This window comes from Vibrio sp. 10N.247.310.17, assembly GCF_041466605.1.
Lineage (GTDB): Bacteria > Pseudomonadota > Gammaproteobacteria > Enterobacterales > Vibrionaceae > Vibrio > Vibrio tasmaniensis_A.
Map to the genome: position 1 here is coordinate 37,773 of NZ_JBFSTC010000016.1, position 22,015 is coordinate 59,787.

19 protein-coding genes are annotated in these 22,015 nt (G+C 43.5%); 12 read left to right on the forward strand and 7 right to left on the reverse strand.

Annotated elements, in window-relative coordinates:
• Positions 1-2: 2 nt before the first annotated feature.
• The 6 genes from ispF to rpoS all read left to right on the forward strand — a co-directional run bounded on the left by ispF (position 3) and on the right by rpoS (position 5,049).
• Positions 3-482: a 2-C-methyl-D-erythritol 2,4-cyclodiphosphate synthase gene (gene ispF / locus AB6D80_RS07195; RefSeq protein ID WP_029223073.1), complete on the forward strand. Its 480-nt coding sequence runs from the start codon at positions 3-5 to the stop codon at positions 480-482.
• A 22-nt stretch (positions 483-504) separates the two neighbouring features.
• Positions 505-1,551 (forward strand): tRNA pseudouridine(13) synthase TruD, encoded by a 1,047-nt coding sequence (gene truD / locus AB6D80_RS07200; protein ID WP_029223074.1) that lies wholly within the window; start codon positions 505-507, stop codon positions 1,549-1,551.
• A 98-nt stretch (positions 1,552-1,649) separates the two neighbouring features.
• Positions 1,650-2,393 (forward strand): 5'/3'-nucleotidase SurE, encoded by a 744-nt coding sequence (surE, locus tag AB6D80_RS07205; protein ID WP_135384187.1) that lies wholly within the window; start codon positions 1,650-1,652, stop codon positions 2,391-2,393.
• Positions 2,394-3,020, forward strand: a complete 627-nt coding sequence (locus tag AB6D80_RS07210) for a protein-L-isoaspartate(D-aspartate) O-methyltransferase (RefSeq protein WP_009847638.1) — start codon at positions 2,394-2,396, stop codon at positions 3,018-3,020.
• A gap of 35 nt (positions 3,021-3,055) precedes the next feature.
• Positions 3,056-3,970 carry a murein hydrolase activator NlpD gene (gene nlpD, locus AB6D80_RS07215; RefSeq protein ID WP_135444306.1) on the forward strand — a complete coding sequence of 305 codons (915 nt, stop codon included), beginning with the start codon at positions 3,056-3,058 and terminating at the stop codon, positions 3,968-3,970.
• Positions 3,971-4,068: 98 nt separating this feature from the next.
• A complete protein-coding gene (rpoS, locus tag AB6D80_RS07220) occupies positions 4,069-5,049 on the forward strand; it encodes an RNA polymerase sigma factor RpoS (protein ID WP_009847636.1) in 981 nt (326 codons plus the stop codon).
• A gap of 157 nt (positions 5,050-5,206) precedes the next feature.
• Here the strand turns inward: rpoS and mutS are convergent, their stop codons facing one another.
• Positions 5,207-7,768, reverse strand: a complete 2,562-nt coding sequence (gene mutS / locus AB6D80_RS07225; RefSeq protein ID WP_372188129.1) for a DNA mismatch repair protein MutS — start codon at positions 7,766-7,768, stop codon at positions 5,207-5,209.
• Between the two features lie 124 nt (positions 7,769-7,892).
• Between mutS and AB6D80_RS07230 the strand changes: the two genes are divergently transcribed.
• Together AB6D80_RS07230 and recA are read left to right on the forward strand one after the other, a co-directional pair.
• Positions 7,893-8,387: a CinA family protein gene (locus AB6D80_RS07230; RefSeq protein WP_029225457.1), complete on the forward strand. Its 495-nt coding sequence runs from the start codon at positions 7,893-7,895 to the stop codon at positions 8,385-8,387.
• A 139-nt stretch (positions 8,388-8,526) separates the two neighbouring features.
• Positions 8,527-9,567 (forward strand): recombinase RecA, encoded by a 1,041-nt coding sequence (gene recA, locus AB6D80_RS07235; protein WP_009847633.1) that lies wholly within the window; start codon positions 8,527-8,529, stop codon positions 9,565-9,567.
• Positions 9,568-9,867: 300 nt separating this feature from the next.
• On the opposite strand, the gene AB6D80_RS07240 is transcribed toward recA, so the two are convergent.
• From AB6D80_RS07240 to AB6D80_RS07265, 6 genes are all read right to left on the reverse strand, one after another.
• Complete coding sequence (locus AB6D80_RS07240; protein ID WP_009847632.1) at positions 9,868-10,668, reverse strand: TrmB family transcriptional regulator; 801 nt, start codon at positions 10,666-10,668, stop codon at positions 9,868-9,870.
• Between the two features lie 54 nt (positions 10,669-10,722).
• Positions 10,723-11,784: an ROK family protein gene (locus AB6D80_RS07245; protein ID WP_372188131.1), complete on the reverse strand. Its 1,062-nt coding sequence runs from the start codon at positions 11,782-11,784 to the stop codon at positions 10,723-10,725.
• Complete coding sequence (locus tag AB6D80_RS07250) at positions 11,768-13,621, reverse strand: glycoside hydrolase family 13 protein (RefSeq protein WP_372188132.1); 1,854 nt, start codon at positions 13,619-13,621, stop codon at positions 11,768-11,770. The genes AB6D80_RS07245 and AB6D80_RS07250 overlap by 17 nt, the downstream gene beginning before the upstream one ends.
• A 9-nt stretch (positions 13,622-13,630) precedes the next feature.
• Complete coding sequence (locus AB6D80_RS07255; RefSeq protein ID WP_029223077.1) at positions 13,631-14,464, reverse strand: sugar ABC transporter permease; 834 nt, start codon at positions 14,462-14,464, stop codon at positions 13,631-13,633.
• A 37-nt stretch (positions 14,465-14,501) separates the two neighbouring features.
• Positions 14,502-15,785 carry a carbohydrate ABC transporter permease gene (locus AB6D80_RS07260; protein WP_372188134.1) on the reverse strand — a complete coding sequence of 428 codons (1,284 nt, stop codon included), beginning with the start codon at positions 15,783-15,785 and terminating at the stop codon, positions 14,502-14,504.
• A 127-nt stretch (positions 15,786-15,912) separates the two neighbouring features.
• Positions 15,913-17,157: a maltose ABC transporter substrate-binding protein gene (locus AB6D80_RS07265; protein ID WP_017100763.1), complete on the reverse strand. Its 1,245-nt coding sequence runs from the start codon at positions 17,155-17,157 to the stop codon at positions 15,913-15,915.
• A gap of 500 nt (positions 17,158-17,657) precedes the next feature.
• Here AB6D80_RS07265 and AB6D80_RS07270 point away from each other — a divergent pair, with 500 nt between their 5' ends.
• The 4 genes from AB6D80_RS07270 (at position 17,658) to AB6D80_RS07285 (ending at position 21,738) form a co-directional block, all read left to right on the forward strand.
• The gene (locus AB6D80_RS07270; RefSeq protein ID WP_012604766.1) at positions 17,658-18,689 is read left to right on the forward strand and encodes a hypothetical protein; all 1,032 of its coding nucleotides are present in this window, start codon (positions 17,658-17,660) and stop codon (positions 18,687-18,689) included.
• Positions 18,690-18,726: 37 nt separating this feature from the next.
• Positions 18,727-19,767, forward strand: a complete 1,041-nt coding sequence (gene lpxD / locus AB6D80_RS07275) for a UDP-3-O-(3-hydroxymyristoyl)glucosamine N-acyltransferase (RefSeq protein WP_017097678.1) — start codon at positions 18,727-18,729, stop codon at positions 19,765-19,767.
• A gap of 98 nt (positions 19,768-19,865) precedes the next feature.
• On the forward strand, positions 19,866-20,348 hold the full coding sequence (locus AB6D80_RS07280; RefSeq protein ID WP_009847624.1) for a glycosidase: 483 nt from the start codon (positions 19,866-19,868) through the stop codon (positions 20,346-20,348).
• 268 nt (positions 20,349-20,616) lie between these two features.
• On the forward strand, positions 20,617-21,738 hold the full coding sequence (locus tag AB6D80_RS07285) for an ABC transporter ATP-binding protein (protein WP_371702955.1): 1,122 nt from the start codon (positions 20,617-20,619) through the stop codon (positions 21,736-21,738).
• Positions 21,739-22,015 lie beyond the last annotated feature (277 nt).

Consider the following 22,015-nt stretch of genomic DNA (forward strand, 5'->3'; position numbering starts at 1 on the left):
TGATGATTCGTATTGGCCATGGCTTTGATGTACATAAGTTTGGTGGTGAAGGTCCGGTAATTATAGGTGGCGTTAGAGTCCCTTATGAGCAGGGTCTTATCGCACACTCAGATGGTGATGTTGCCCTTCATGCGTTGTGTGACGCTTTATTAGGTGCGATTGCTGCCGGTGATATTGGTCGTCATTTCCCCGATACTGATGATGAGTGGAAAGGCGCGGATAGCCGTGAACTTCTAAAAGATGTTTATCGTCGAGTAAAAGAACAAGGCTACGTGATTGGTAATGCCGATATTACTATCATGGCGCAAGCTCCAAAGATGGCGCCTCATATAGACTCTATGTGCCACGCTATCGCACAAGATTTAGAAACCAGCATTAGCAATGTGAATGTAAAAGCGACGACCACTGAGCGTTTAGGTTTTACAGGTCGCAAAGAGGGCATCGCATGTGAAGCGGTGGTCCTAATTACTAAAAGTGCGTAAGCACCAACATGAAAAGAACAGCATGTCAGATATTTTATCTTCATTGGCTTATCTAAACGGTAAACCAACTGCGAAAGCAAAACTAAAAGCAAAAGCCGAACACTTTGTCGTTAATGAAGACTTAGGTTTTGAGTTCACTGGTGAAGGCGAACACCTTATGGTGCGCATTCGTAAAACGGGTGAGAACACGAGCTTTGTAGCAAACGAGCTGGCTAAAGCGTGTGGTGTTAAGTCGAAAGACGTGAGTTGGGCTGGTTTGAAAGACCGTCATGCTGTGACAGAACAGTGGTTGAGCGTGCATCTACCAAAAGGTGAACCTGACTTTTCTGCTTTTCTTGCACAATACCCAAGTATTGAGATATTGGCGACAGCACGCCACAACAAAAAGTTACGTCCAGGCGATTTAGTTGGCAACCAATTCGAGCTAACTTTGTCTGAAGTAACGGACTGCGATGATGTAGTCAAACGTTTGGAAAAAGTCGCTCAAGTGGGCGTGCCAAATTACTTTGGTGCTCAGAGGTTTGGCAATGAAGGTAACAACTTATCTGAAGCTCGTCGTTGGGGGCGTGAAAACGTTCGTACGCGTAATCAAAATAAGCGCAGCTTGTACCTCTCTGCAGCTCGTTCTTGGATCTACAACTTAATTCTTTCTGACCGTATTGAGCACGATGCGTTTGCTTCGGCATTGGTCGGCGATATTGTAGTTAAAAACGATGCTCAACTTGCTGTGACAGCCGCTAATATCGAAGCTGTAAACCAAGATATCGCCAATGGTTCTGCGTTTATTACCGTTGCTTTAGCTGGAGATAATGCGTTACCGACGACGGATGCGTCTCAAGCTCTAGAGCAGAAACACCTTGATGCTGAACCGGATCTAATGGCGCTTATTTGTGGCAACCGTATGCGCCATGATCGCCGTGAAGCCTCGTTGAAGCCGATGGGTTTAGTGTGGGAAGTAAACGAAGACAATGTCACTCTTAAATTCTCTCTGGACGCAGGCTGCTTCGCAACCGCTATCGTTCGTGAGTTAGTTGAAGAAGTACACGTAGAAAGAACCTACGAGCAATAATGATTCTGCTTGGGTCTAAGTCACTTTATATTGATATTTAAGTGACTTTATATCGGTATTTAAGTGACTTGGCATTGGTACAAAAGAAAGGATACAAGATGAAGATTTTACTCAGCAACGATGATGGTGTGCATGCTCAAGGTATTCATGAGCTGGCAAATGAATTACGTGATCTTGCTGAAGTTATCATTGTGGCACCTGACCGTAATCGCTCTGGTGCTTCAAATTCATTAACTTTGGAACAGCCTTTACGTGTTCAAGAGATTGCTAGAAATACCTATTCGGTACAAGGAACACCGACCGACTGTGTACATTTCGCATTGAACGAACTCCTAAAGAGTGACATGCCTGATCTGGTTTTAACGGGTATTAATCACGGAGCTAACCTTGGTGATGACGTGCTTTATTCAGGTACAGTCGCAGCAGCAATGGAAGGCCACTTTCTAGGTGTTCAATCGGTGGCATTTTCTCTGGTTGGAAAACAACATTTTAAGACAGCAGCAGCGGTTGCTCGCCGTATTGTCGAACAACATTTAGCAAACCCAATCCCGACCAATCGCCTGTTAAACGTGAATGTCCCTGATTTAGCATTAGATCAACTATCGGGTACTCAGGTGACACGTCTAGGTGCTCGTCACCATGCTGAAGATATGATTAAGCAGAAAGACCCACGTGGTCATGATATCTATTGGCTTGGCCCTCCTGGTAAGGAGCAAGATGCTGGTGAGGGTACCGATTTTTACGCCATTGAACATGGTTTTGTGTCGGTAACACCACTACAAGTTGATCTGACGGCACATGAGTCGTTGGGTGCGATGACTACATGGTTAGGGGATAAATAAGTGAGTAATCCACAAGCTGAGCGCTTAGTTACTTTTCTGATAGAAAATGGTATTCAGGATCAAAAGGTTCTTGATGCTATTTACTTACTACCGAGAGAGAGCTTTTTATCACAGGCTATGCATCACCAGGCCTATGATAATAATGCGCTGCCTATCGGGCAGGGGCAGACAATTTCTCAGCCTTACATTGTTGCTAAAATGACCGAACTGCTTGAGTTACAACAAGACAGCCGCGTTTTGGAGATCGGAACGGGTTCTGGTTATCAAACGGCGGTTTTGGCTCAGTTGGTTGATCACGTGTATTCGGTTGAAAGAATAAAGTCGCTACAATGGGATGCTAAGCGTAGGTTGAAGCAACTTGATTTCTACAACATCTCAACCAAGCACGGTGATGGTTGGCAAGGTTGGTCTTCTAAGGCGCCTTTTGATGCGATTATTGTCACCGCTGCTGCAGAGTCGATCCCTCAAGCGCTTTTGCAGCAGTTGAAAGATGGAGGCCGCTTATTAATTCCGGTCGGAGATGATGAACAACAACTGTTGAAGATTGTTCGCCACGGTGATGAGTTCTTATCGAGTGTTATCGAGATGGTGCGATTTGTACCTCTTGTACCTGGTGAGTTAGCTTAATAAAATTATTAATGGTGTAGGTGGATAGAAAGTCGATGCGTTCGAAGGTTTTTAAAGGAAGTTCTCTACTGCTTAGCTGTGCACTTGTTGGGTGTGCTGCGAATTCGCCTGCGCCAGTTTCAAGCTTAAACAAGAATTACTCATCGATTGATCGTGGTAGTTATCGTGGTAGTTACTATGAAGTGAAAAAAGGCGATACCCTTTATTTTATTGCTTACGTAACAAATAAAGATGTTAAAGAGCTGATTCGCTATAACAATCTGTCTGCACCTTATACCATCCATCCCGGACAGAGCCTTAAGTTATGGCGTCCTAGCTACAACGCTCCAGCGTATGGTAAATCAACGGTAGCGGTTGCAGCCGTCGCTGCGCCTGTTGCCGCATCCACAACTTTGTTGGCCTCAAGCAAACCTAAAACAACACCTCAAAAGAGTAAAAGCTCTAAACCTGCGCCCGCTCAAACAACCACCAAAGTGGCGAAAAAAGATCCACAAAAGAAGGTTGTACAATCCAAATCAAAGGAGTATGTTGGTTCTAAAGGTAAACAGAATGTTACACCGCCAACAAAACCAACGAGTAACAAAGTATCCAAATGGTTATGGCCAACGAAAGGGAGAGTAATTAAGAATTTCTCTGTAGGCGAACAAGGAAATAAAGGCATAGACATAGCAGGACAGCGAGGTCAGCCAATAGTATCTACTGCAGGGGGAACGGTTGTTTATTCGGGTAATGCATTACGAGGCTACGGCAATCTAGTGATTGTGAAGCACAATGATAATTACTTAAGTGCATACGCGCATAACGACCGACTATTAGTATCTGAAGGGCAAAGTGTGAAACCAGGGCAGAAGATTGCAACAATGGGAAGCTCTGGAGCCAGCAGTGTCAGGCTGCACTTTGAGATTCGTTACCAAGGTAAATCAGTTAATCCAAAACGGTATTTACCTTAAATACAATATGCAAAAATTACGTATTGTATGGAGTGACATAGTCATTTAGCGACATATGAAGTTGTAATGTCATGCTAATTTCGCCAGGGGGAGGCGTTATGAGTATAAGCAATGCAGTAACCAAAGAAGAGTTCGATCTTAACCAAGCAACCACGGAACAGGAAGCTCTTGGAAAAGCAAAACGAACAGTCACTAAGAAAACCGAAGCGAAAGAAGAGACTGAAGTTACGTCTAAAAGCTTAGATGCGACTCAACTCTACTTAGGTGAAATCGGTTTCTCACCACTATTAACCGCTGAAGAAGAAGTGCTTTATGCACGTCGAGCTCTACGCGGTGATGAAGCAGCACGCAAACGCATGATCGAAAGTAACCTGCGTTTGGTGGTAAAAATTTCTCGTCGTTATAGCAACCGTGGTCTTGCACTTCTCGATCTTATTGAAGAAGGCAACCTAGGTTTGATTCGCGCCGTAGAGAAGTTTGATCCAGAGCGTGGCTTCCGCTTCTCAACTTACGCAACATGGTGGATTCGTCAAACCATTGAACGTGCGTTAATGAATCAGACTCGCACTATCCGTTTGCCAATCCATGTTGTGAAAGAGCTGAACATCTACCTACGTACCGCAAGAGAACTTTCACAAAAACTTGACCATGAACCAACGGCAGAAGAAATTGCTTCTAAGCTAGACAAACCTGTTGGTGATGTGAGTAAGATGCTTCGTCTAAACGAACGAGTGAGCTCTGTTGATACGCCAATTGGTGGTGATGGTGAGAAAGCGCTGTTGGATATTATTCCAGACATCAACAATTCAGATCCTGAGGTTTCAACTCAAGATAGCGATATCAAGAATTCGTTGATCTTCTGGCTTGATGAGCTGAATCCTAAGCAGAAAGAGGTGCTTGCGCGTCGCTTTGGATTGCTTGGCTACGAACCGTCAACATTAGAAGAAGTAGGCCGTGAAATCAGCCTGACTCGTGAACGTGTTCGTCAAATCCAAGTTGAAGGTCTTCGTCGTCTACGTGAGATTCTAATCAAGCAAGGCTTGAACATGGAAAATCTGTTCAACGTAGAAAACGACTAAATGAACTGATGATGTTTCTTTGAATAGAAGACAAATAAAAACGCTGACTCTAAGTCAGCGTTTTTTTGTTTGTGGTTTTTGCATTTTATGCTGCTGACTTAAGCGACAGTACAAAACGACAATAGCAAGCGACAATAACAAGCTACTTGGAAAGAGACTAAAGCAACTTCTTCAAACGATAGAGTTCTTCTAACGCTTGGCGAGGAGTTAAATCATCTGGGTCAACATTCGCTAGTGCTTGTTCTACTTCACTCGGTTCAGGTATCAAGCTCAGTTGGTTAGCGATATCAACGCCGCTTGGCTTTGATGTCGGAGAGTCGATACTCAATGCTTCTAGCTGAGTCAGCTTCGCACGTGCGTTTTTGATCACTGCTTTAGGTACGCCAGCCAATCCTGCAACCGCAAGGCCGTAAGATTTACTTGCTGCACCTTCTTGAACTGCGTGCATAAAGGCAATGCTGTCGCCATGTTCAACCGCATCTAAGTGTACGTTCGCTAAGGTTGGTATTTGGTTTGGTAGCTCAGTTAGCTCAAAGTAGTGCGTTGCAAATAGTGTCATCGCATTGATTTGATTAGCTAGCCATTCCGCACTTGCCCAAGCCAGAGACAGACCATCGTAAGTACTGGTACCACGACCGATTTCATCCATTAACACAAGGCTATTTGGTGTTGCATTGTGCAGGATATTCGCGGTCTCTGTCATCTCAACCATGAAGGTTGAACGACCCGAAGCCAAGTCATCGGATGCGCCAATACGCGTAAAGATACGGTCGATAGAACCAATCGTCGCGCTTTCTGCAGGAACATAACAACCGATATGAGCCATCAATGCGATGAGTGCCGTTTGGCGCATGTAGGTCGATTTACCCCCCATGTTTGGACCTGTGATGATCAGCATCTTACGTTGATCATTGAGGTCGATAGGGTTTGCGATGAAAGGTGCGTCCATCACTTGTTCAACAACGGGGTGACGACCGGCCTGAATTTGTACGCCAGCAGACTCTGTCATGGTTGGACGACAGTAATCAAGGGTGTCTGCACGTTCAGCTAAGTTTTGTAGAACATCCAGTTGAGACACTGAAGAAGCAATGTTTTGTAGTCGCTCTAGATAAGGCAGTAACAAATCAAACAACTCATCCCACAACTTCTTCTCGATAGCTAGGGCTTTCGATTTAGAGCTAAGCACTTTGTCTTCGTGCTCTTTTAGCTCAGGAATGATGTAACGCTCTGCATTTTTCAGCGTTTGACGGCGAACATAGTGTGGTGGCACAAGGTGGCTTTGTCCGCGGCTTACTTGAATGAAGAAACCGTGTACGTTGTTGTAGCCCACTTTAAGTGTATCGATACCATGACGTTCGCGCTCTTCTTGCTCAAGTTTATCAAGAAATTCGGTTGCGCCAGCTGCAAGGTCGCGCCATTCGTCTAACTCGGCATTGTAGCCTTCTGCAATTACACCACCGTCACGGATAACCACGGGAGGGTTTTCTTTGATCGCTCGCTCAAGTAGTTCAGAAACCTCATCCACAGGCGAGGCATATTGAGCAAGTTGAGTTAGGTATGGGTGCTTTAATTGCGTCAGTGTTTCTGCAAGTTCTGGCAAATATTCCATCGCTTGGCGAAGTCGTGCCATATCACGAGGACGAGCTGAGCGAAGTGCTAGTCGAGCAAGAATACGTTCGATATCCCCGATCTGTTTCAAGGTTGGCTGTAGCTCTGTAAAGAGAGCCAAATCTTTCATTTCACCAATAGCATCTAGGCGCTGATCGAGTGCAGAGATATTGCGCATTGGTTGATGTAACCAGCGCTTAAGCATACGGCTACCCATAGCCGTCGCGGTGTGATCTAGTACTTCGGCAAGGGTGTTATCAGTACCACCACCAAGATTTTGCGTGATCTCCAAATTACGACGAGTCGCTGCATCGAGGATCACCGAGTGATCTTGCTTATCCATCGTCAGTGAACGGATATGTGGAAGGGCAGTACGTTGGGTATCTTTCACGTATTGGATCAAACAACCAGCCGCACATAAGCCTAGTTTCGCGCCTTCTACGCCAAAGCCAACCAGATCGCGAGTACCAAACTGCTTATTCAATTGCTGCTTCGCGGTATCTAATTCAAATTCCCATACCGGGCGGCGGCGATTGCCATTACGGCTTGCCATTAGATTTACAGGTTCGAAATCTTCAGGGAACAGTAGCTCACGAGGTGAGGTTCTCTGCAGTTCTGCCGCCATTGCTTCTTCGGTTTCTGGTTCGCAAAGTTGGAATCTACCAGAGGTAATATCCAGTGTCGCGTAACCAAACTTACCGTTGTGATGGTAGATGGCTGCAATCAGGTTATCAATGCGCTCAGAAAGCAAAGCCTCATCGGTCACGGTTCCGGGTGTAACGATACGCACGACAGCACGCTCAACAGGGCCTTTTGAAGTTGCTGGATTACCAATCTGTTCACAAATTGCTACGGATTCACCAAGTTGCACTAACTTTGCAAGGTACCCTTCAACGGCATGGTAAGGAACACCTGCCATAGGAATCGGCTCACCATTTGAAGAGCCACGCTTGGTCAGTGAAATATCGAGGAGTTGAGAGGCTTTTTTAGCATCATCATAGAAAAGCTCGTAGAAATCGCCCATGCGGTAGAACAGCAGAATTTCTGGATTTTCTGCTTTTAGCTTTAGGTACTGCTGCATCATGGGAGTATGTTTTTGATCGGCTTTCACAGTTAACTTCTTTCGTTTATTTCTATTGCGGCTTAGGATACGTGAAAGCGTTTCGTGCGAAAAGCGACACATGCGAAAAGATGCGAATCCGAATGATATGACAGTAGATAAAGGGAAGTTGATGATGCAGATGACTCAAGATCTTAGTGAACAGCTTGGATACTTACTCGCTAAACATAAACACGTTTTAGTGACGGCTGAATCTTGTACTGGCGGTGGGGTTGCTAGCGCGGTGACGGATATCGCAGGGAGCTCTGGTTGGTTTGATCGTGCATTTGTTACTTATAGCAATGAAGCGAAGCAAGAGATGATCGGCGTACAGCTTAAAACCTTAGTTGAGTTCGGTGCGGTGAGTGAGCCTGTCGTAATAGAAATGGCGAGCGGGGCATTGCAACATTCAAATGGGACTATCTCTGTATCGATCAGTGGTATTGCTGGCCCAGGTGGCGCGACCGAAGATAAGCCTGTTGGAACGGTATGTTTCGCTTGGAAAGCACTAAACGGTTGGGATAAAGTAGAAACGCATGTATTTACAGGCGATAGATCACAAGTACGCCAACAAGCCACGCACCATGCCCTACAAGTTATTTATGATTACCTATCAATGGAAGGTAAGTAACATTTGTACAAATTATTTTCATACAGGTATAGACACTGTATGAATCAACAGTATAATAAAAGCCAATTAGTCACCCCTATGTGGGTTAGAAATAGATTCTAGATCGCTTGTTAAGACAACCGATTATGTGGAGATAGAGATGGACGAGAATAAACAAAAAGCGTTAGCCGCAGCCCTTGGTCAGATTGAAAAGCAATTTGGTAAAGGTTCAATCATGCGTCTTGGTGATAACCGCACAATGGACGTAGAAACTATTTCTACAGGTTCTCTATCTCTAGATATCGCACTAGGTGCTGGTGGCCTACCTATGGGACGTATCGTAGAAGTTTACGGTCCGGAATCATCAGGTAAAACAACGCTAACGCTTGAGCTTATCGCAGCAGCACAGAAAGTGGGCAAAACGTGTGCATTCGTCGATGCCGAGCACGCACTAGACCCTATCTACGCTCAAAAGTTGGGTGTTGATATCGATGCACTTCTTGTGTCTCAACCAGATACAGGTGAACAAGCTCTAGAAATTTGTGATGCACTGGCTCGTTCAGGTGCTATCGATGTTCTTGTTATTGACTCAGTAGCAGCACTAACACCTAAAGCAGAAATTGAAGGCGAAATGGGCGACAGCCACATGGGTCTTCAGGCTCGTATGCTTTCTCAAGCGATGCGTAAGCTGACTGGTAACCTCAAGCAGTCTAACTGTATGGCTATCTTCATTAACCAAATTCGTATGAAAATTGGTGTGATGTTTGGTAACCCTGAAACAACAACAGGTGGTAACGCACTTAAGTTCTACGCATCTGTTCGTCTTGATATTCGCCGTACTGGCGCGATTAAAGATGGTGATGAAGTTGTTGGTAACGAAACTCGCATCAAGGTTGTTAAGAACAAGATTGCTGCACCATTCAAACAAGCTGAAACTCAAATCCTTTACGGCAAAGGCTTCAACCGTGAAGGTGAGCTTATCGACTTAGGTGTTAAGAATAAGCTAGTAGAAAAAGCAGGCGCTTGGTACAGCTACAAAGGCGACAAGATCGGCCAAGGTAAAGCTAACGCTGGTAAATACCTGCGTGAAAACCCAGAAGTTGCTCTAGAAATTGATACTAAACTTCGTGAGTTACTGCTAACTCCTGCTGTGCTTGAAGAGAAAGGTGCAGAGAAGGAAGAAGAAAACGAAGAGCTATAAGCTAACGTTTTGTTAAGTCATCTTCATAAGAATGCATGACTTTGAAAGATTTTAAAGCCTCGAATTTTCGAGGCTTTATTGTTTCAGTCGTAAAAATGTAAAGTATTTGATTGTTTAGAGGAAAGTGACGGTAGGTTGGCTGCTCTAGATGACTTATAGTTATGCACTCATAAATCTATTCTTTATCAAATAACCAAAGAAACCCTTTGGATTAAATAGATTTCCGTCAAAAGTTCTTTCCCCGAAAGGCCTATTACTAGACCTTTGTTCGTATCTTATTATTGAATTCGATCTGCTGAGTTAGTGCTTCTTAAGCTCGTCGAGTACCATAGCATTATGCTGTTCGTGAATCGTATTTACTCTGACGTGTTGGTGCTGATTAGGAGCCAGGCGCTCGTATTCTGTTAGGTAAATATCGCTGTGAATATGCTCTGCTATCATTTTTACAATTAAGCGATTGTTTGCATATAAGCCTAAAGTTTCTTCACGGTGTGAGAACATGAGGGCGAGCTTCATATCGGCTACACACATAAAGCGGTGTGAAGGGTATTCGGTTTCTTCATTTTCAGAACGCGAATGTAATTCTATCTTTTCATGTGGGCTCGCCATTTTGTTGAATGAAAAGCCAATCACTCGAACTCCACGTTCCACGGCGTCGCATAATTCTTTGCCAAACAATTCAAGGTTAAAATCGGTATTCAGGTAAATTTCTAGATTTGCCTGATTAATGATTTCCTTGGCCTTTTGAAGTAAGTTGTCGAACCCCGATACGTTGTAAACAAACTCTTTCTCCTCTTTCAGCATCATCTTAGATAATTCTGATTTAAGGAAATTAATATTGGTGACGGTCTTTTTTTCTATCTGGCTGAAAATCAAGTCTGGTGATTTAGCTTCGTACTCTTTAGTGTCGCCATCAGACATGAAAATGTAGCCATTGGCGTAAAGGTTATCGATAGACGAGTAAACAGAAGAGCGGGAGATAGAGATCTCTTTCGCGATTTTATATCCGCTGGATTGGCCATTTTTGAGTAAATTAATATAAACAAGCGCATCGGTTTTGGTAAACCCAAAATCCATTAATTTGGTGACTAGCTCTGACACGGGTTGTCCTCTGAAACTATTCAATATCTTCTCCTTCTAAGGTTACCATTCTTGTCACGACGAGCGTAAATGATTGTTGTGATTTTTTTCAGCGATGAGAAACGCTCCGCGAGCAAAGGTGAATTCATCTTGTTTTGGGTGAATAATCACTGGAATTTCATTAACGTGAATGTAGCGAGACAATGCGACTTTTAAATCTGCCGTTAATGTAGGATAGGTCGTTGCTTCGCCTGATAATACGAGTCGTGTGGGCTGTAATTGCTGAATGGGATTAACTAAACTGCGCGCCAATTGGTCGATATAAGTACGATAGATGCGCGATGCATGCGGTTCACTTTGGTCTACGCCTGAAAAAATTTGCGTTAAAGTTTGGTCTTTTAGCACGACTTGATGATATTGCCGCTCAATACTTGGTGCGGATAAAAACTGTTCAATGCACGCCTCGTTTCCACAGCGACATATAGGAGTTAAGCCATCAACGAGCCATTGAAAATTTGGTAACGTTGAATGTGCCCAATGTGAGCTTAATGGGTGGTGCACTTGCTCGTTATTTTGATAACAACTTATGCCACAACCATCGCCCAAAAATACGCTGAGTATGGCCTCTTTGTGTAAATCTCTAGCCCTCTTATTTAGACTTGAACCTGCCGAGAGTGGTTGTTCAATTGAGTCTGCGTTCGTCATTGCGTTACTAATAGCGTCGCACGCAATGGCCGCACTGTGTGAATGCATCACAAGCGAGCAGTCGACCTTGAAATGCTGATTCAGGTTTAGTGTTAATTGGGTGATTTCTGGCGAGTGAGTAGGACTTGATTTTGCAAGTTTATGTGCGGATTGGCGATGAGATAACAAAAACTCAGATACACTTATGCCTATCGCGGCGATACGTCCATAGCGGTAGCTGACGCTTGATATTCGGCTTATCAAATGCTGAGTCAAGTGGGCAAGGTCGCCAGGAGTGCGCTGCACCATTCTATACACCTCTTGTCCGTTAGAAGTGCTGGCGACCGAGTAAATAGAGTGGGAATCAATCGCGATTCCCATCACTATATTTGGTTCTGCTTTAATGAGCATGATTTGATTAACGAAACACTTGGATTTAGTTCGCTTGCTCAATCACGTAGCCATAAGCGCTAATGGTCAGTGATTTTCCATCGAGCATGATCTGTTTATCTTTATCGCTGTTGTTTAGAACAAACATTAAATTGCCACGGCGGTAAGCGATACACTCTTTGTCTGCCGTCCCTTTTTCATCCTCCACGTTTAACCAGTCAATGCTAGGCTGATTAAAATCGGGATTAGCTTTACGCAAAGCGATCATTTCTTGAATGAAGTTTTTGAATTCTAAGTCTTGCTCTGATTCTTCCCATATCATGCATTTTCGGTTGTCTTCGCTGCCCATGCCACGGCCGCCATCCATACCAATCTCGCCACCATAATAAATGCATGGAGCACCGACTTGAGTGAACATAAATAAATAGGCTAATTTAGCTTTACGTTTGTCGCCCTGACATAAAGAGATAATGCGAGTGGTGTCATGGCTATCTAATAAGTTAAACATCGCTTCGTTTACGTTGCGTGGGTATGCCATGTACGACGCGTTCACTGCATTTACAAAGCTCTCTTTATCAACGTCGCCAAGACCAAAGTAGTCGGTAATGGCTTGTGTCAGCGGGTAATTCATCAACGAATCGTACTGGTCGCCACGTAACCAAGGCATACCTTCGTGCCAAATCTCACCAAGAATGTAGCAGTCTGGGTTGGCATCTTTTACGACTTTACGGAAGTCACGCCAAAACGCGTGGTCCACTTCGTTGGCTACGTCTAAACGCCATCCATCAATGTTGAACTCTTCTACCCAGTGGCGCGCTACGTCTAATAAGTATGCGCGACACTCTTCATTTTCAGTATTCAGCTTTGGCATTTCGACGACGTTGGCGAAAGTTTCGTAGTTTAAGTTCCAAAAATCCCAGTCTTCTTTTGGTGTATCTGGGTATACAGGGAATTGATTGATCCAAAACCAGTCGGCGTATTTGGACTTTGCCCCGTTATTCACAACGTCTAGCCATAGTGGTGATTGAGACCCAATGTGGTTGAACACCGCGTCGAGCATAATTTTCATGCCGCGTTTATGGGCTTCATCGACGAGTGCTTTAAAAGCTTCATTGCCGCCAAAGTGCGGGTCTACATTGTAGTAGTCGACAGTGTCGTATTTATGGTTGGCGTTGGCTGTGAAAATAGGGCACAAATACAAACCATTCACGCCAAGATCTTGCAGGTAATCGAGCTTATCGATCACGCCCCATAAATCGCCACCCATAAAGTTGTCGGATACAGGTCTGGTTCCCCAAGGTTGCACGTTGGCAGGTGATGTTTCAGGGCGACCGTTGGCAAAGCGCTCTGGGAATATTTGGTACCAAATGGTGTCTTTTATCCACGTCGGTGTCTTTAAAACGTCACGAGGGTTTATGTAAGGAAAACAGAAGAAATTGCTTAAGTTACTCAGCTCGATTTCTGCGTTTTCAGTCGTTGAAATGTCGGCGCAGCGTTTTTCTCCAAATAGAATCTTTTCGCCGCCTTTTCCGTACAAAATAAAGCCATAGCGGCTACGACGTTTCGGTGGAGTAAACTCTGCAAACCAGTGGTCGTGGTACTCGGTTTCCCCTTCATGAATCATGGTCACTTCATTGCCACCCACCCAACCGTGTGCATCACTGCCACCTAGGTTGCCACCATCGAGGCCGCCTTCTGCCCAGTGGTACGGGTCGCCTATCCAAAGTGAAACCTTGTCTAGTTCGCCTTTTGCACTGCGTAAGCGAAGGTGAAGCGTTTCATTGTTGTAAGCGTAGCTGTCTGCACTTTTTGCTGAGTGAGTCAGCGAGCTTTTTGTGATTGAACTTTTTGTAATCGGTTTGTTGATAACTGAATTTGTAATAGCCATAGCGGAAATCATCCCTAATTATTATTCTTTAACTGCACCGCTGACGAGGCCGGTAGTAATGTGTTTTTGAGTCGCAACAAATAGCAAAGTGATGGGCACTGCAACCAATAATGAACCCGCGGCAAACAGCGTGAAATTCTCCGCTGAGTTAGATGAAATCCAACTGAAAATACCGATGGCTAGCGTCATTTTTTCTTCGCTGCGTAAGATAAGCGTAGGTAAAATGAAGTCCATCCAAGGTGCGGTGAAAGACACTAAACCAACAAACACTAAGATAGGTTTCGCGAGAGGGAGAATGATCTCGAGGAAAATCGTCATGTGGCCTGCGCCATCAATTTTTGCTGCTTCATCTAATGAAGTGGGAATGGCATCGAAATAACCTTTCACCAACCAAATCATGAATGGTAATGAGCCCGTTACATACACAAATAACAAGCCAGCATAGGTATCAATCAATCCCATTTTTGATAGCAAGATATAGATAGCCGTCATTGAAAGAAAGGCCGGGAACATCTGCAATACAAGAATGCTCATCATAATGTTGCGCTTCCCATTGAAGCGGTAGCGAGAGAACACAAACGCTGAAATAGTCACGACAACCAGTGAGATAACCATATTCGCTGTCGCGAGAAGAAAGGTGTTTTTATACCAGTCTAAATAGGGTGTGTCCGTGAACAATGCGCGGTAGTGGTCGAGCGTAAAGTCAATGCTTGTGAAAGAAGAACTGAATAAGTTATTCCCCGTTTTGAATGAAGCTAGCACTGTCCAAATCACTGGTCCAAGTACTAATAATGCGTTGGCAATGAGAAATAGGTACACGACTAGGGTGCCTATTTTGCCAATGTATTTGTCCATGTTAATTAACTTATTCGTACTATTTAAATTAGCCATGTTACATACCTACATCGTCTTTGAATGACTTCATGCGGCTGAATTGCCATATCGCAATACCAGACAAGAACAAGAAGATAATGATTGAGATAACCGAAGCGATTTGATACTGCTGGAAGTCGAGCGTGAGCTTGTAAATCCAAGTGATCAGAATGTCGGTATGTCCTGCAAATCGATATTCAGGGTTGATAGGACCCCCTTCGGTTAACAGGTAAATCGCCCCAAAGTTATTGAAGTTATGGGCAAAGGTCATGACCAACGATGGGGCCACTTGGTGCAACACCATAGGTAGGGTGATTTCTTTAAATTGCTGGAACTTGCTTGCACCATCGACTTCACTGGCTTCATAAAGTTCGCTTGAAATGTTAGTCAGTGCCCCTGCAATAAGCAGCATAAAGTAAGGTGCGCCAACCCAAACACTCACCGCGATAACGGTAATTTTTGCGGTGAAAGGGTCTGATAAGAAGGCAATCGAATCAAAGCCCCACGAGTTTAACGTTGCGTTGACTGGTCCAATACCATTCAGTAGCAAGCGGAACATCAATAAGGTCACGAAAGCAGGAATGGCATAAGGGAGAATAAAGATAAAGCGCCATGCTTTTTTTGCTCTAATGTTTCGATTTTGTAGCGCAAGCGCCAGTAAAAAACCAAACCCACAAGTACATATGGTGGCAAAAAATGCCCACAGAACCGTCCAAGAAGCGACACCGAAGAAAGTGCTCGACCATATTTTCAGTTCAAATAGTGAAACAAAGTTTTTAAACCCCACCCAATCTACAAGGTTTCTTGGTGGGATATGATGAGGTGCCGAATAGTTAGTGAAAGAGACGAGTACCGTAATTATGATTGGTAAAATAATGAATGCGATACTGGCAATAAAAGCTGGCGATAGCATGATGAACGCGAACTTTTGGTCGTAAATGTCTTTAAATTGTTCTCGAAGGTTCAGTCGTGACTTAAGGCTGACTTTTGCATCTTGGACATTAGCGATGTACAGACAGATGAATAAGAAGCTGTAGAGTAAGGCTATGACCCCTTCGACCAACATAAAGACCGAGTTATCGCCCTGTAATATTTTAAAGCCTTCACGAACTTGAGCGACATCTCCTAAAGTGACTAAGCCTTTTAGCGAGGCCAACAGCTCCGGGAGAATCAACAATGTGATTAGCTGCATGGCTAAAAATACACCGCCTTTTATCCAATGACCTTTTACGATCTGTGTACTCCCCATAATAAGGAGTGAAGCGGGCATTCGCGATGCCGGCTGATTCTCTGTTAACAACATTGTTTATCTCTATTGTTTAGGTTGTCGTTATGTATTCGTTTTCTGGTCACGCCCTGAACTAGCGCTGTGGCTTTATGACACAGCGCATGAGCTAAGTCGCTTGTGAGTCGCGACGGGAGTTCAGAGGTTACTCTTGTAATTCTATTTGTTCTTCGATGATCGAAAGCGCACGGTCTAGAACAGAACTCGCAGGTTTATCGTTTACCCAGTAGTCTGTAATAGCACTGGCCATTGGTGACCAAATGAAGCCCATTTCAGGAATAGATGGCATTGCGTCTGAGTAGAAACCTTGCGTAATAATGGCGTAAGTTGCTTCATCGGCATCAACAATGATCTCTTCCATAACTGACTGGATAGGAGGGAGTGCTCTTGACATCTCATAGCGTTTTTTCAGCATCGCGTCGGAAGTAAGGTAGTCAGCAAATAATTGTGCGGCTTTCGGATACTCAGTGTAAGAAGACACAACCGCAAGACGAACAGTTGCAAAAGTGCGTGGTTGTTGGCCTGCTAATTTTGGCATAGGTACAACACCAAGATTTATACCTGATTCTTGATACCCTTCGATTGCCCAAGGGCCGTCGATAATAGCGGCGACTTTTCCTTCATTAAATAAGCCACGACGTACTTGCGGGTTGCGCATATCAACTGGATTTGAATTGTTGGCCACTTGCAGGGTTTTCATTGCTTCTAAGCCTTGTTGGGCTTTTTCAGAGTTGATGCCGATGTCTTTTGCATCGGTACCGTTATTACCAAATTCGTATGCGCCGTAAAGCGTGACAAACATACGAGACTCGTAATAGTTCTGTATGTCCCAAAGCAGTGCGTATTTATGCTCTTGCTTATTGTTGAAAGTTTTTGAAAATTCAATAATTTCTTCAAAAGTTTCAGGTGCTTTAGTCAGTAAATCTTTATTGTAGAACAGAGCGGTAGTGGCGAAGCTAACTGGGAAGCCATAGCTCACCCCTTCAGCTTGAGACGCATTAATCGCATTTGGCATAAAAGTATTCGAGATACGTTCGGCAGATACCAGATTCTCCATCGCCCCACCTGCCACGACTAATCGCCCCAATAAGTCATGTTCAATCTCGACTACATCTGCCACGCGAGCAGAGCCGCCATCCTGAATCAAACGAGAAGCGGCATCGATAGGCGCTAACCCACGGAATGAAAAATCAATATCGTATCCTAACTCCTTATTAAAGGACTGAGCGGCGTACTCCATGTAGTCGAGTGTTGTTTTGTCGGTCCAGATTAACAACTCAGCCCCATTTTCTGGCTGAATTGTGTCTGCGTTTGCATCGGCTGCAGCCGCTAATGTACTGGTCGTTAACGTTGCCGCCATTAAGGCTGCCGCGAATAGATTCTTTTTCATTCCTGAATTTTTCATACTGACACCGCGCTATTTAAATTCTTAGTAGTCGTTCATTAAGTACTACTATGGTATGTCTCGCCGACAATATGTCAACATTACCTGGTTAAAATGTCAGCGTATTTGTGATGGTCATCACCTTCTGTTTGTGCTTTTTACATCTGGTAGCTATAGGGTTTTATGTCTTGTTTATTGGGGCTTTTGAACGATGCTTTGTTCGTTTTGATACTTAGATTAATGAAAAGCCTACCGTTTGTGATGGTGATCAATAATCTCCGCAGTCAAGGGTGATTGATCTCTCATTTCTAAATTCAATAGGAAGCAAAACATTTATAATTCTAGAACAATAAATAGGCGTTCATTACGGACGACTATGTTTTTCTGGTTAAATGTTGCGAAATCAGCAAGCCTATCAAGAGACACAGTGGATAGATAAAGAGAAACAGTGAACAAAAATAACCCTACAAATAACAACAAATGATTCAGTGAAGAATCAATAAGGAATGACCGTGAAAAAAACATTATTGTCTGTAGTGATCACCAACACTCTACTTATTAGTGCTGGCGCTTCGGCTGCTGATGACCGAACTATGTCTCCAAGTGATATCTTTTTTTATGACGCTTTAAAATTTGGTGGGCATGTTGGAACATCGATTGAAGTCGAAGAGAAAAACATCACTGATTTTGCATCATGGGGTGGTGGCAAGTCTAAAGAGCGTACAACGACTCATGAAGTGTTTAACGTCTTCTATAACAACGCTGCGTGGAATGCGACAGCACTTTACGCGTTCAAACTTGAAAATCGTAAGAAAAAGAAAGGCGCATACGCAGAAACAGAAAATGGATATAAGCACTTATTATCATTAAATAAAAGTTTTCAGCTAGGAAATGGTTGGGGAACGGGCTTGATCTATGAGTTGGAATATACAAAGGGTGATATTGTTACTTCTGCGAAAGTAGACGGCTTGAAAACCACGAAAGCTGAGCACAGTATTCGTCCATACCTTACGTACTGGAATAATGAATATTCAGCGGGCTTCTATTCAAACCTAGAGTACCTATACAACGATTCAGATAAGAGTGCTTGGGGTTCTCGTGAAGAGGAAGGTTACAGTCTCTTATTTAAACCTTACAAGCGCTTTGGTCAGTGGGAAGTTGCAGCTGAGCTCTACTATCAAGTTAAAGAAAATAAAGCGAAAACCGCTAACGGTTCACTCAATGAAGCCAGCGATTTCACCGAGATGTACATTGAGCCAATCGTTCAGTACAGCTTTGAAGAAGCCGGCACTATGTACGTTCGTGCTCGTATTGGTGAAAACGAAACGAAACATACAGACGGTTGGGCAAAGAACGAAACTTTCTTCAAAGATATTCGTAAGGCAACTTTAGGCTATGAGCAAGCAATTGGCGACGATTGGTTGGTAAAAGGCGAACTTGAGTGGGCTAAAGACACAGAGACTTTCTCTAAGCTGAAAGGCGAAGAGAAAACTGTAGAACAAGAAACAATGTACCTACAAGCGCTTTACCGCTTCTAAGTGGTATTAATCACAACTCAAATGACAGAGTAATATTATGATCAAAGTTTCAGATATCGCCCAAATCGTTGGTGGAAAAATTGAAGGTGATAACACGGTAGAAATATCGAAGATTCGCCCAGTTTCTAGCGTAGAAGAGGGCGGCTTAGCCATTGTCTTTGCTAAAGCCGATTTAAAAGGGCTATCTGAAACTTTGGCTGATGTCATTGTTGGGCCAGAAGCCATTTTACAGACTAAAGCAAAAACAAAAATCGTGATTGAGAAGCTCGAAGCTGAGAAGCTCAATCAACTAATGCGTCATTATAAAGTTCAAAAATATCAATTATTTGATCAAGGGAATACATCAGATACTCCCGATGTTTATATCGGAAAGCATTGTCAAATAGGTGAAGGTTGCCATTTCATGCCCGGTGTTAAAATCATGAACGGTGTAACAATCGGCAATAACGTTGCAATTCATGCCAATACAGTCATCAAAGAAGGCACTGTGATTGGTAACAATGTCACCATTGACTCTAACAACTCCATTGGTAATTACAGCTTCGAATACATGACCGGGCACAACACCCGTTATGAACGCGTGGAAAGTGTGGGTCGAGTGATCATTGGTGATGAAGTTGAAATTGGCTGTAATAACACCATCGACAGAGGCACTTTAGGCGACACCGTTATTGGTCGTGGAACCAAAATAGATAACCTAGTGCAAATAGGGCATGACTGCAAAATAGGTCAGCATTGTTTACTGGTATCTCAGGCTGGTTTTGCGGGCCACACTACTTTGGAAGATCATGTCATTGTACATGGTCAAGCCGGTACCGCAGGGCATCTTACTATCGGGAAAAACTCCGTTATTAAAGCCAAATCAGGTGTGAGCCACTCTTTCCCTGCCAATAGTGATCTGTTCGGTTATCCGGCGAAAGATGCACGTTCTTATTATAAAAACTTAGCCGTATTGAACAAATTAACTCATCAAAAAAACAGTAACCCCCGTCCAAACTCTAAATCGTTAGAACTTGATACAGACAAAAGATCGGTGGTACCGAAAAAGAGCTTAATAGCGAGACTATTTCGTTTATAGGTTGCCGAAGCGAGAGCTTTAAAAAATTAAAGCCCTAACTCGCGATGACTAAAACGGAATAGAACCCTACATATATAAAAAATAATAAGGAAATGACAATGAAACGTACTCTACTTGTAGCCGCACTTTTATCTTCAGCGTTAATGGGCTGTGCGAGCACAGCTGACACGCCAGCAGCTGATCAAATGAAAGCAACAGGTCCTTTCGCCGATTGTAATCTCGCCACGGTGGAAGATCGCGGGCCAATTCGTCCTTCACTTTATGTTATAGGCACTTTCCCTGATGGTCAGTGGATCCACATGGAAAACCGTCAAATGTCGCATAAAGGCAAAGGTATTTACCAAGTGGTAAGCGAAGAAAAAGCGGGCAACGTAAGTTTGCAGTTCGCAACGATGGGCTGGTCTCCACAATTTACCGCAGCTGGCATGTCGATGACGGCAGGTTATGAGAAAGCACTAAAACGCGGTGGCTTTGCAAAAAACACAACCGTTAATATTCCAGAGGATGGCAAATATTTATGGAGTGTTGAAATTAACGAAGATAAGAAGCCAGTTCGTGCATTGGTTAAAGCGTGTAAATAAGCGATGTAGCCAACCGATGTAGCACCGACATAACCCACTCTATATCATCATTTATAACCACGCTGTATAACACCGTTTATAAACTCGTGGTTGACGCAGTGATACAGATGAAAGGTGCTCTGAATATCAGAGTACCTATGTTTTAAACATAAACCCTAAATGTTCAATGATTAATGTTTACGTCTTTTTAGCCAGTAACTTGAGAGCTCCAGTCACTGGCTAAAAAGATTTTTACCTATCAAGATTTAACCCGTATTCGGAGTTTCAAATGGCAACAGTTAGCCTGCGTAAAGTAGAAAAACAGTACGATAATGGTTTTAAAGCCGTACACGGAATTGACTTAGATATTCACGAAGGTGAGTTCATGGTATTTGTGGGGCCGTCTGGTTGCGCCAAATCTACCACATTGCGAATGATTGCTGGCTTAGAAGATATCTCAGCAGGTGAAGTGCGTATTGGCGATAGAGTGGTGAATGATTTAGCGCCTAAAGAGCGTGGTATTGCCATGGTATTCCAAAACTATGCGTTGTACCCACACAAAACGGTCTTCGATAACATGGCCTTTGGTTTGAAAATGCAAAAGCGACCAAAAGAAGAGATCAAACAACGCGTAGAAGATGCCGCTGAAAAACTAGAAATTACCGATCTCCTGTACCGTAAGCCTAAAGAAATGTCGGGTGGTCAGCGTCAGCGTGTCGCAGTGGGGCGAGCCATTGTTCGTAAACCGGACGTATTCTTATTTGATGAGCCTCTATCCAACCTTGATGCCAAACTACGTGTTTCGATGCGTGTAAAAATCGCACAATTGCACAAGTCTCTTAAAGATGAAGGTAACCCTGCGACCATGGTTTATGTCACGCACGATCAAACGGAAGCTTTAACCTTAGGCGACCGTATTTGTGTATTAAATCAAGGTAATATTATGCAGGTGGACACGCCGACCAACTTGTACAACGCGCCACAGAACAAGTTTGTGGCGGGTTTTATCGGCTCCCCAGCCATGAATCTAGTGAACACGACCCTGCGTAAGTTAGGTGATGACATTTACGTGGAACTTGCCCCTGGCGCGCAAATTATTATCCCTAAACGTTTACAAGAAAAGCTAGTGGACCATATTGATAAGCCCGTGTGTCTAGGCATTCGACCTGAACACATAAATATTGCTGCTGATGATGAGATGGTGAACGTACACCCTGGTGAGTTGACCGTGGTTGAAAACTTAGGGAATGAAAAATACCTGTATTTCAAATTGGGTGATAACGAAATTGTCGCGCGAGTGAATAACCAAAACATAAGTACATCAGATATTGGCAGCCAAGTACGCTTTAATTTTGATTCTGCTTTTTGCCATATTTTTGATGGTGAAACCGAACAGAACCTGACGTTGTAAGTTTATTTTTAAAACGAAAATGCTTCACAGCAAAAAGTGTCAATAAGATCAAAATAGTAAAGGCTATTACTCTACAAAACTTACCTTAACAACATGCCCTGAGCCGGCCTGCTAGGTTCAGGGCATTACCCGAATTCTAATAAATATAAATGATCCTGAGAATTATTTCTTAAGGCTTTGTCGTACCTGAAATTTACTGTTGCTGATAGACCTCATTATGGTGATTTAACGTAACAGTTATAGAGCGCGGCATTATAAAAGTAAAAACAATATAAAA

Excerpts from the sequence above, each read along its gene's own strand:
- ispF (WP_029223073.1), top strand. The coding sequence starts at position 3 with ATGATTCGTATTGGCCATGGCTTTGATGTACATAAGTTTGGTGGTGAA.
- truD (WP_029223074.1), top strand. The coding sequence starts at position 505 with ATGTCAGATATTTTATCTTCATTGGCTTATCTAAACGGTAAACCAACT.
- surE (WP_135384187.1), top strand. The coding sequence starts at position 1,650 with ATGAAGATTTTACTCAGCAACGATGATGGTGTGCATGCTCAAGGTATT.
- nlpD (WP_135444306.1), top strand. The coding sequence starts at position 3,056 with ATGCGTTCGAAGGTTTTTAAAGGAAGTTCTCTACTGCTTAGCTGTGCA.
- rpoS (WP_009847636.1), top strand. The coding sequence starts at position 4,069 with ATGAGTATAAGCAATGCAGTAACCAAAGAAGAGTTCGATCTTAACCAA.
- AB6D80_RS07230 (WP_029225457.1), top strand. The coding sequence starts at position 7,893 with ATGCAGATGACTCAAGATCTTAGTGAACAGCTTGGATACTTACTCGCT.
- recA (WP_009847633.1), top strand. The coding sequence starts at position 8,527 with ATGGACGAGAATAAACAAAAAGCGTTAGCCGCAGCCCTTGGTCAGATT.
- AB6D80_RS07250 (WP_372188132.1), bottom strand. The coding sequence starts at position 13,621 with ATGATTTCCGCTATGGCTATTACAAATTCAGTTATCAACAAACCGATT.
- AB6D80_RS07255 (WP_029223077.1), bottom strand. The coding sequence starts at position 14,464 with ATGGACAAATACATTGGCAAAATAGGCACCCTAGTCGTGTACCTATTT.
- AB6D80_RS07260 (WP_372188134.1), bottom strand. The coding sequence starts at position 15,785 with ATGTTGTTAACAGAGAATCAGCCGGCATCGCGAATGCCCGCTTCACTC.
- AB6D80_RS07265 (WP_017100763.1), bottom strand. The coding sequence starts at position 17,157 with ATGAAAAAGAATCTATTCGCGGCAGCCTTAATGGCGGCAACGTTAACG.
- AB6D80_RS07270 (WP_012604766.1), top strand. The coding sequence starts at position 17,658 with ATGACCGTGAAAAAAACATTATTGTCTGTAGTGATCACCAACACTCTA.
- lpxD (WP_017097678.1), top strand. The coding sequence starts at position 18,727 with ATGATCAAAGTTTCAGATATCGCCCAAATCGTTGGTGGAAAAATTGAA.
- AB6D80_RS07280 (WP_009847624.1), top strand. The coding sequence starts at position 19,866 with ATGAAACGTACTCTACTTGTAGCCGCACTTTTATCTTCAGCGTTAATG.
- AB6D80_RS07285 (WP_371702955.1), top strand. The coding sequence starts at position 20,617 with ATGGCAACAGTTAGCCTGCGTAAAGTAGAAAAACAGTACGATAATGGT.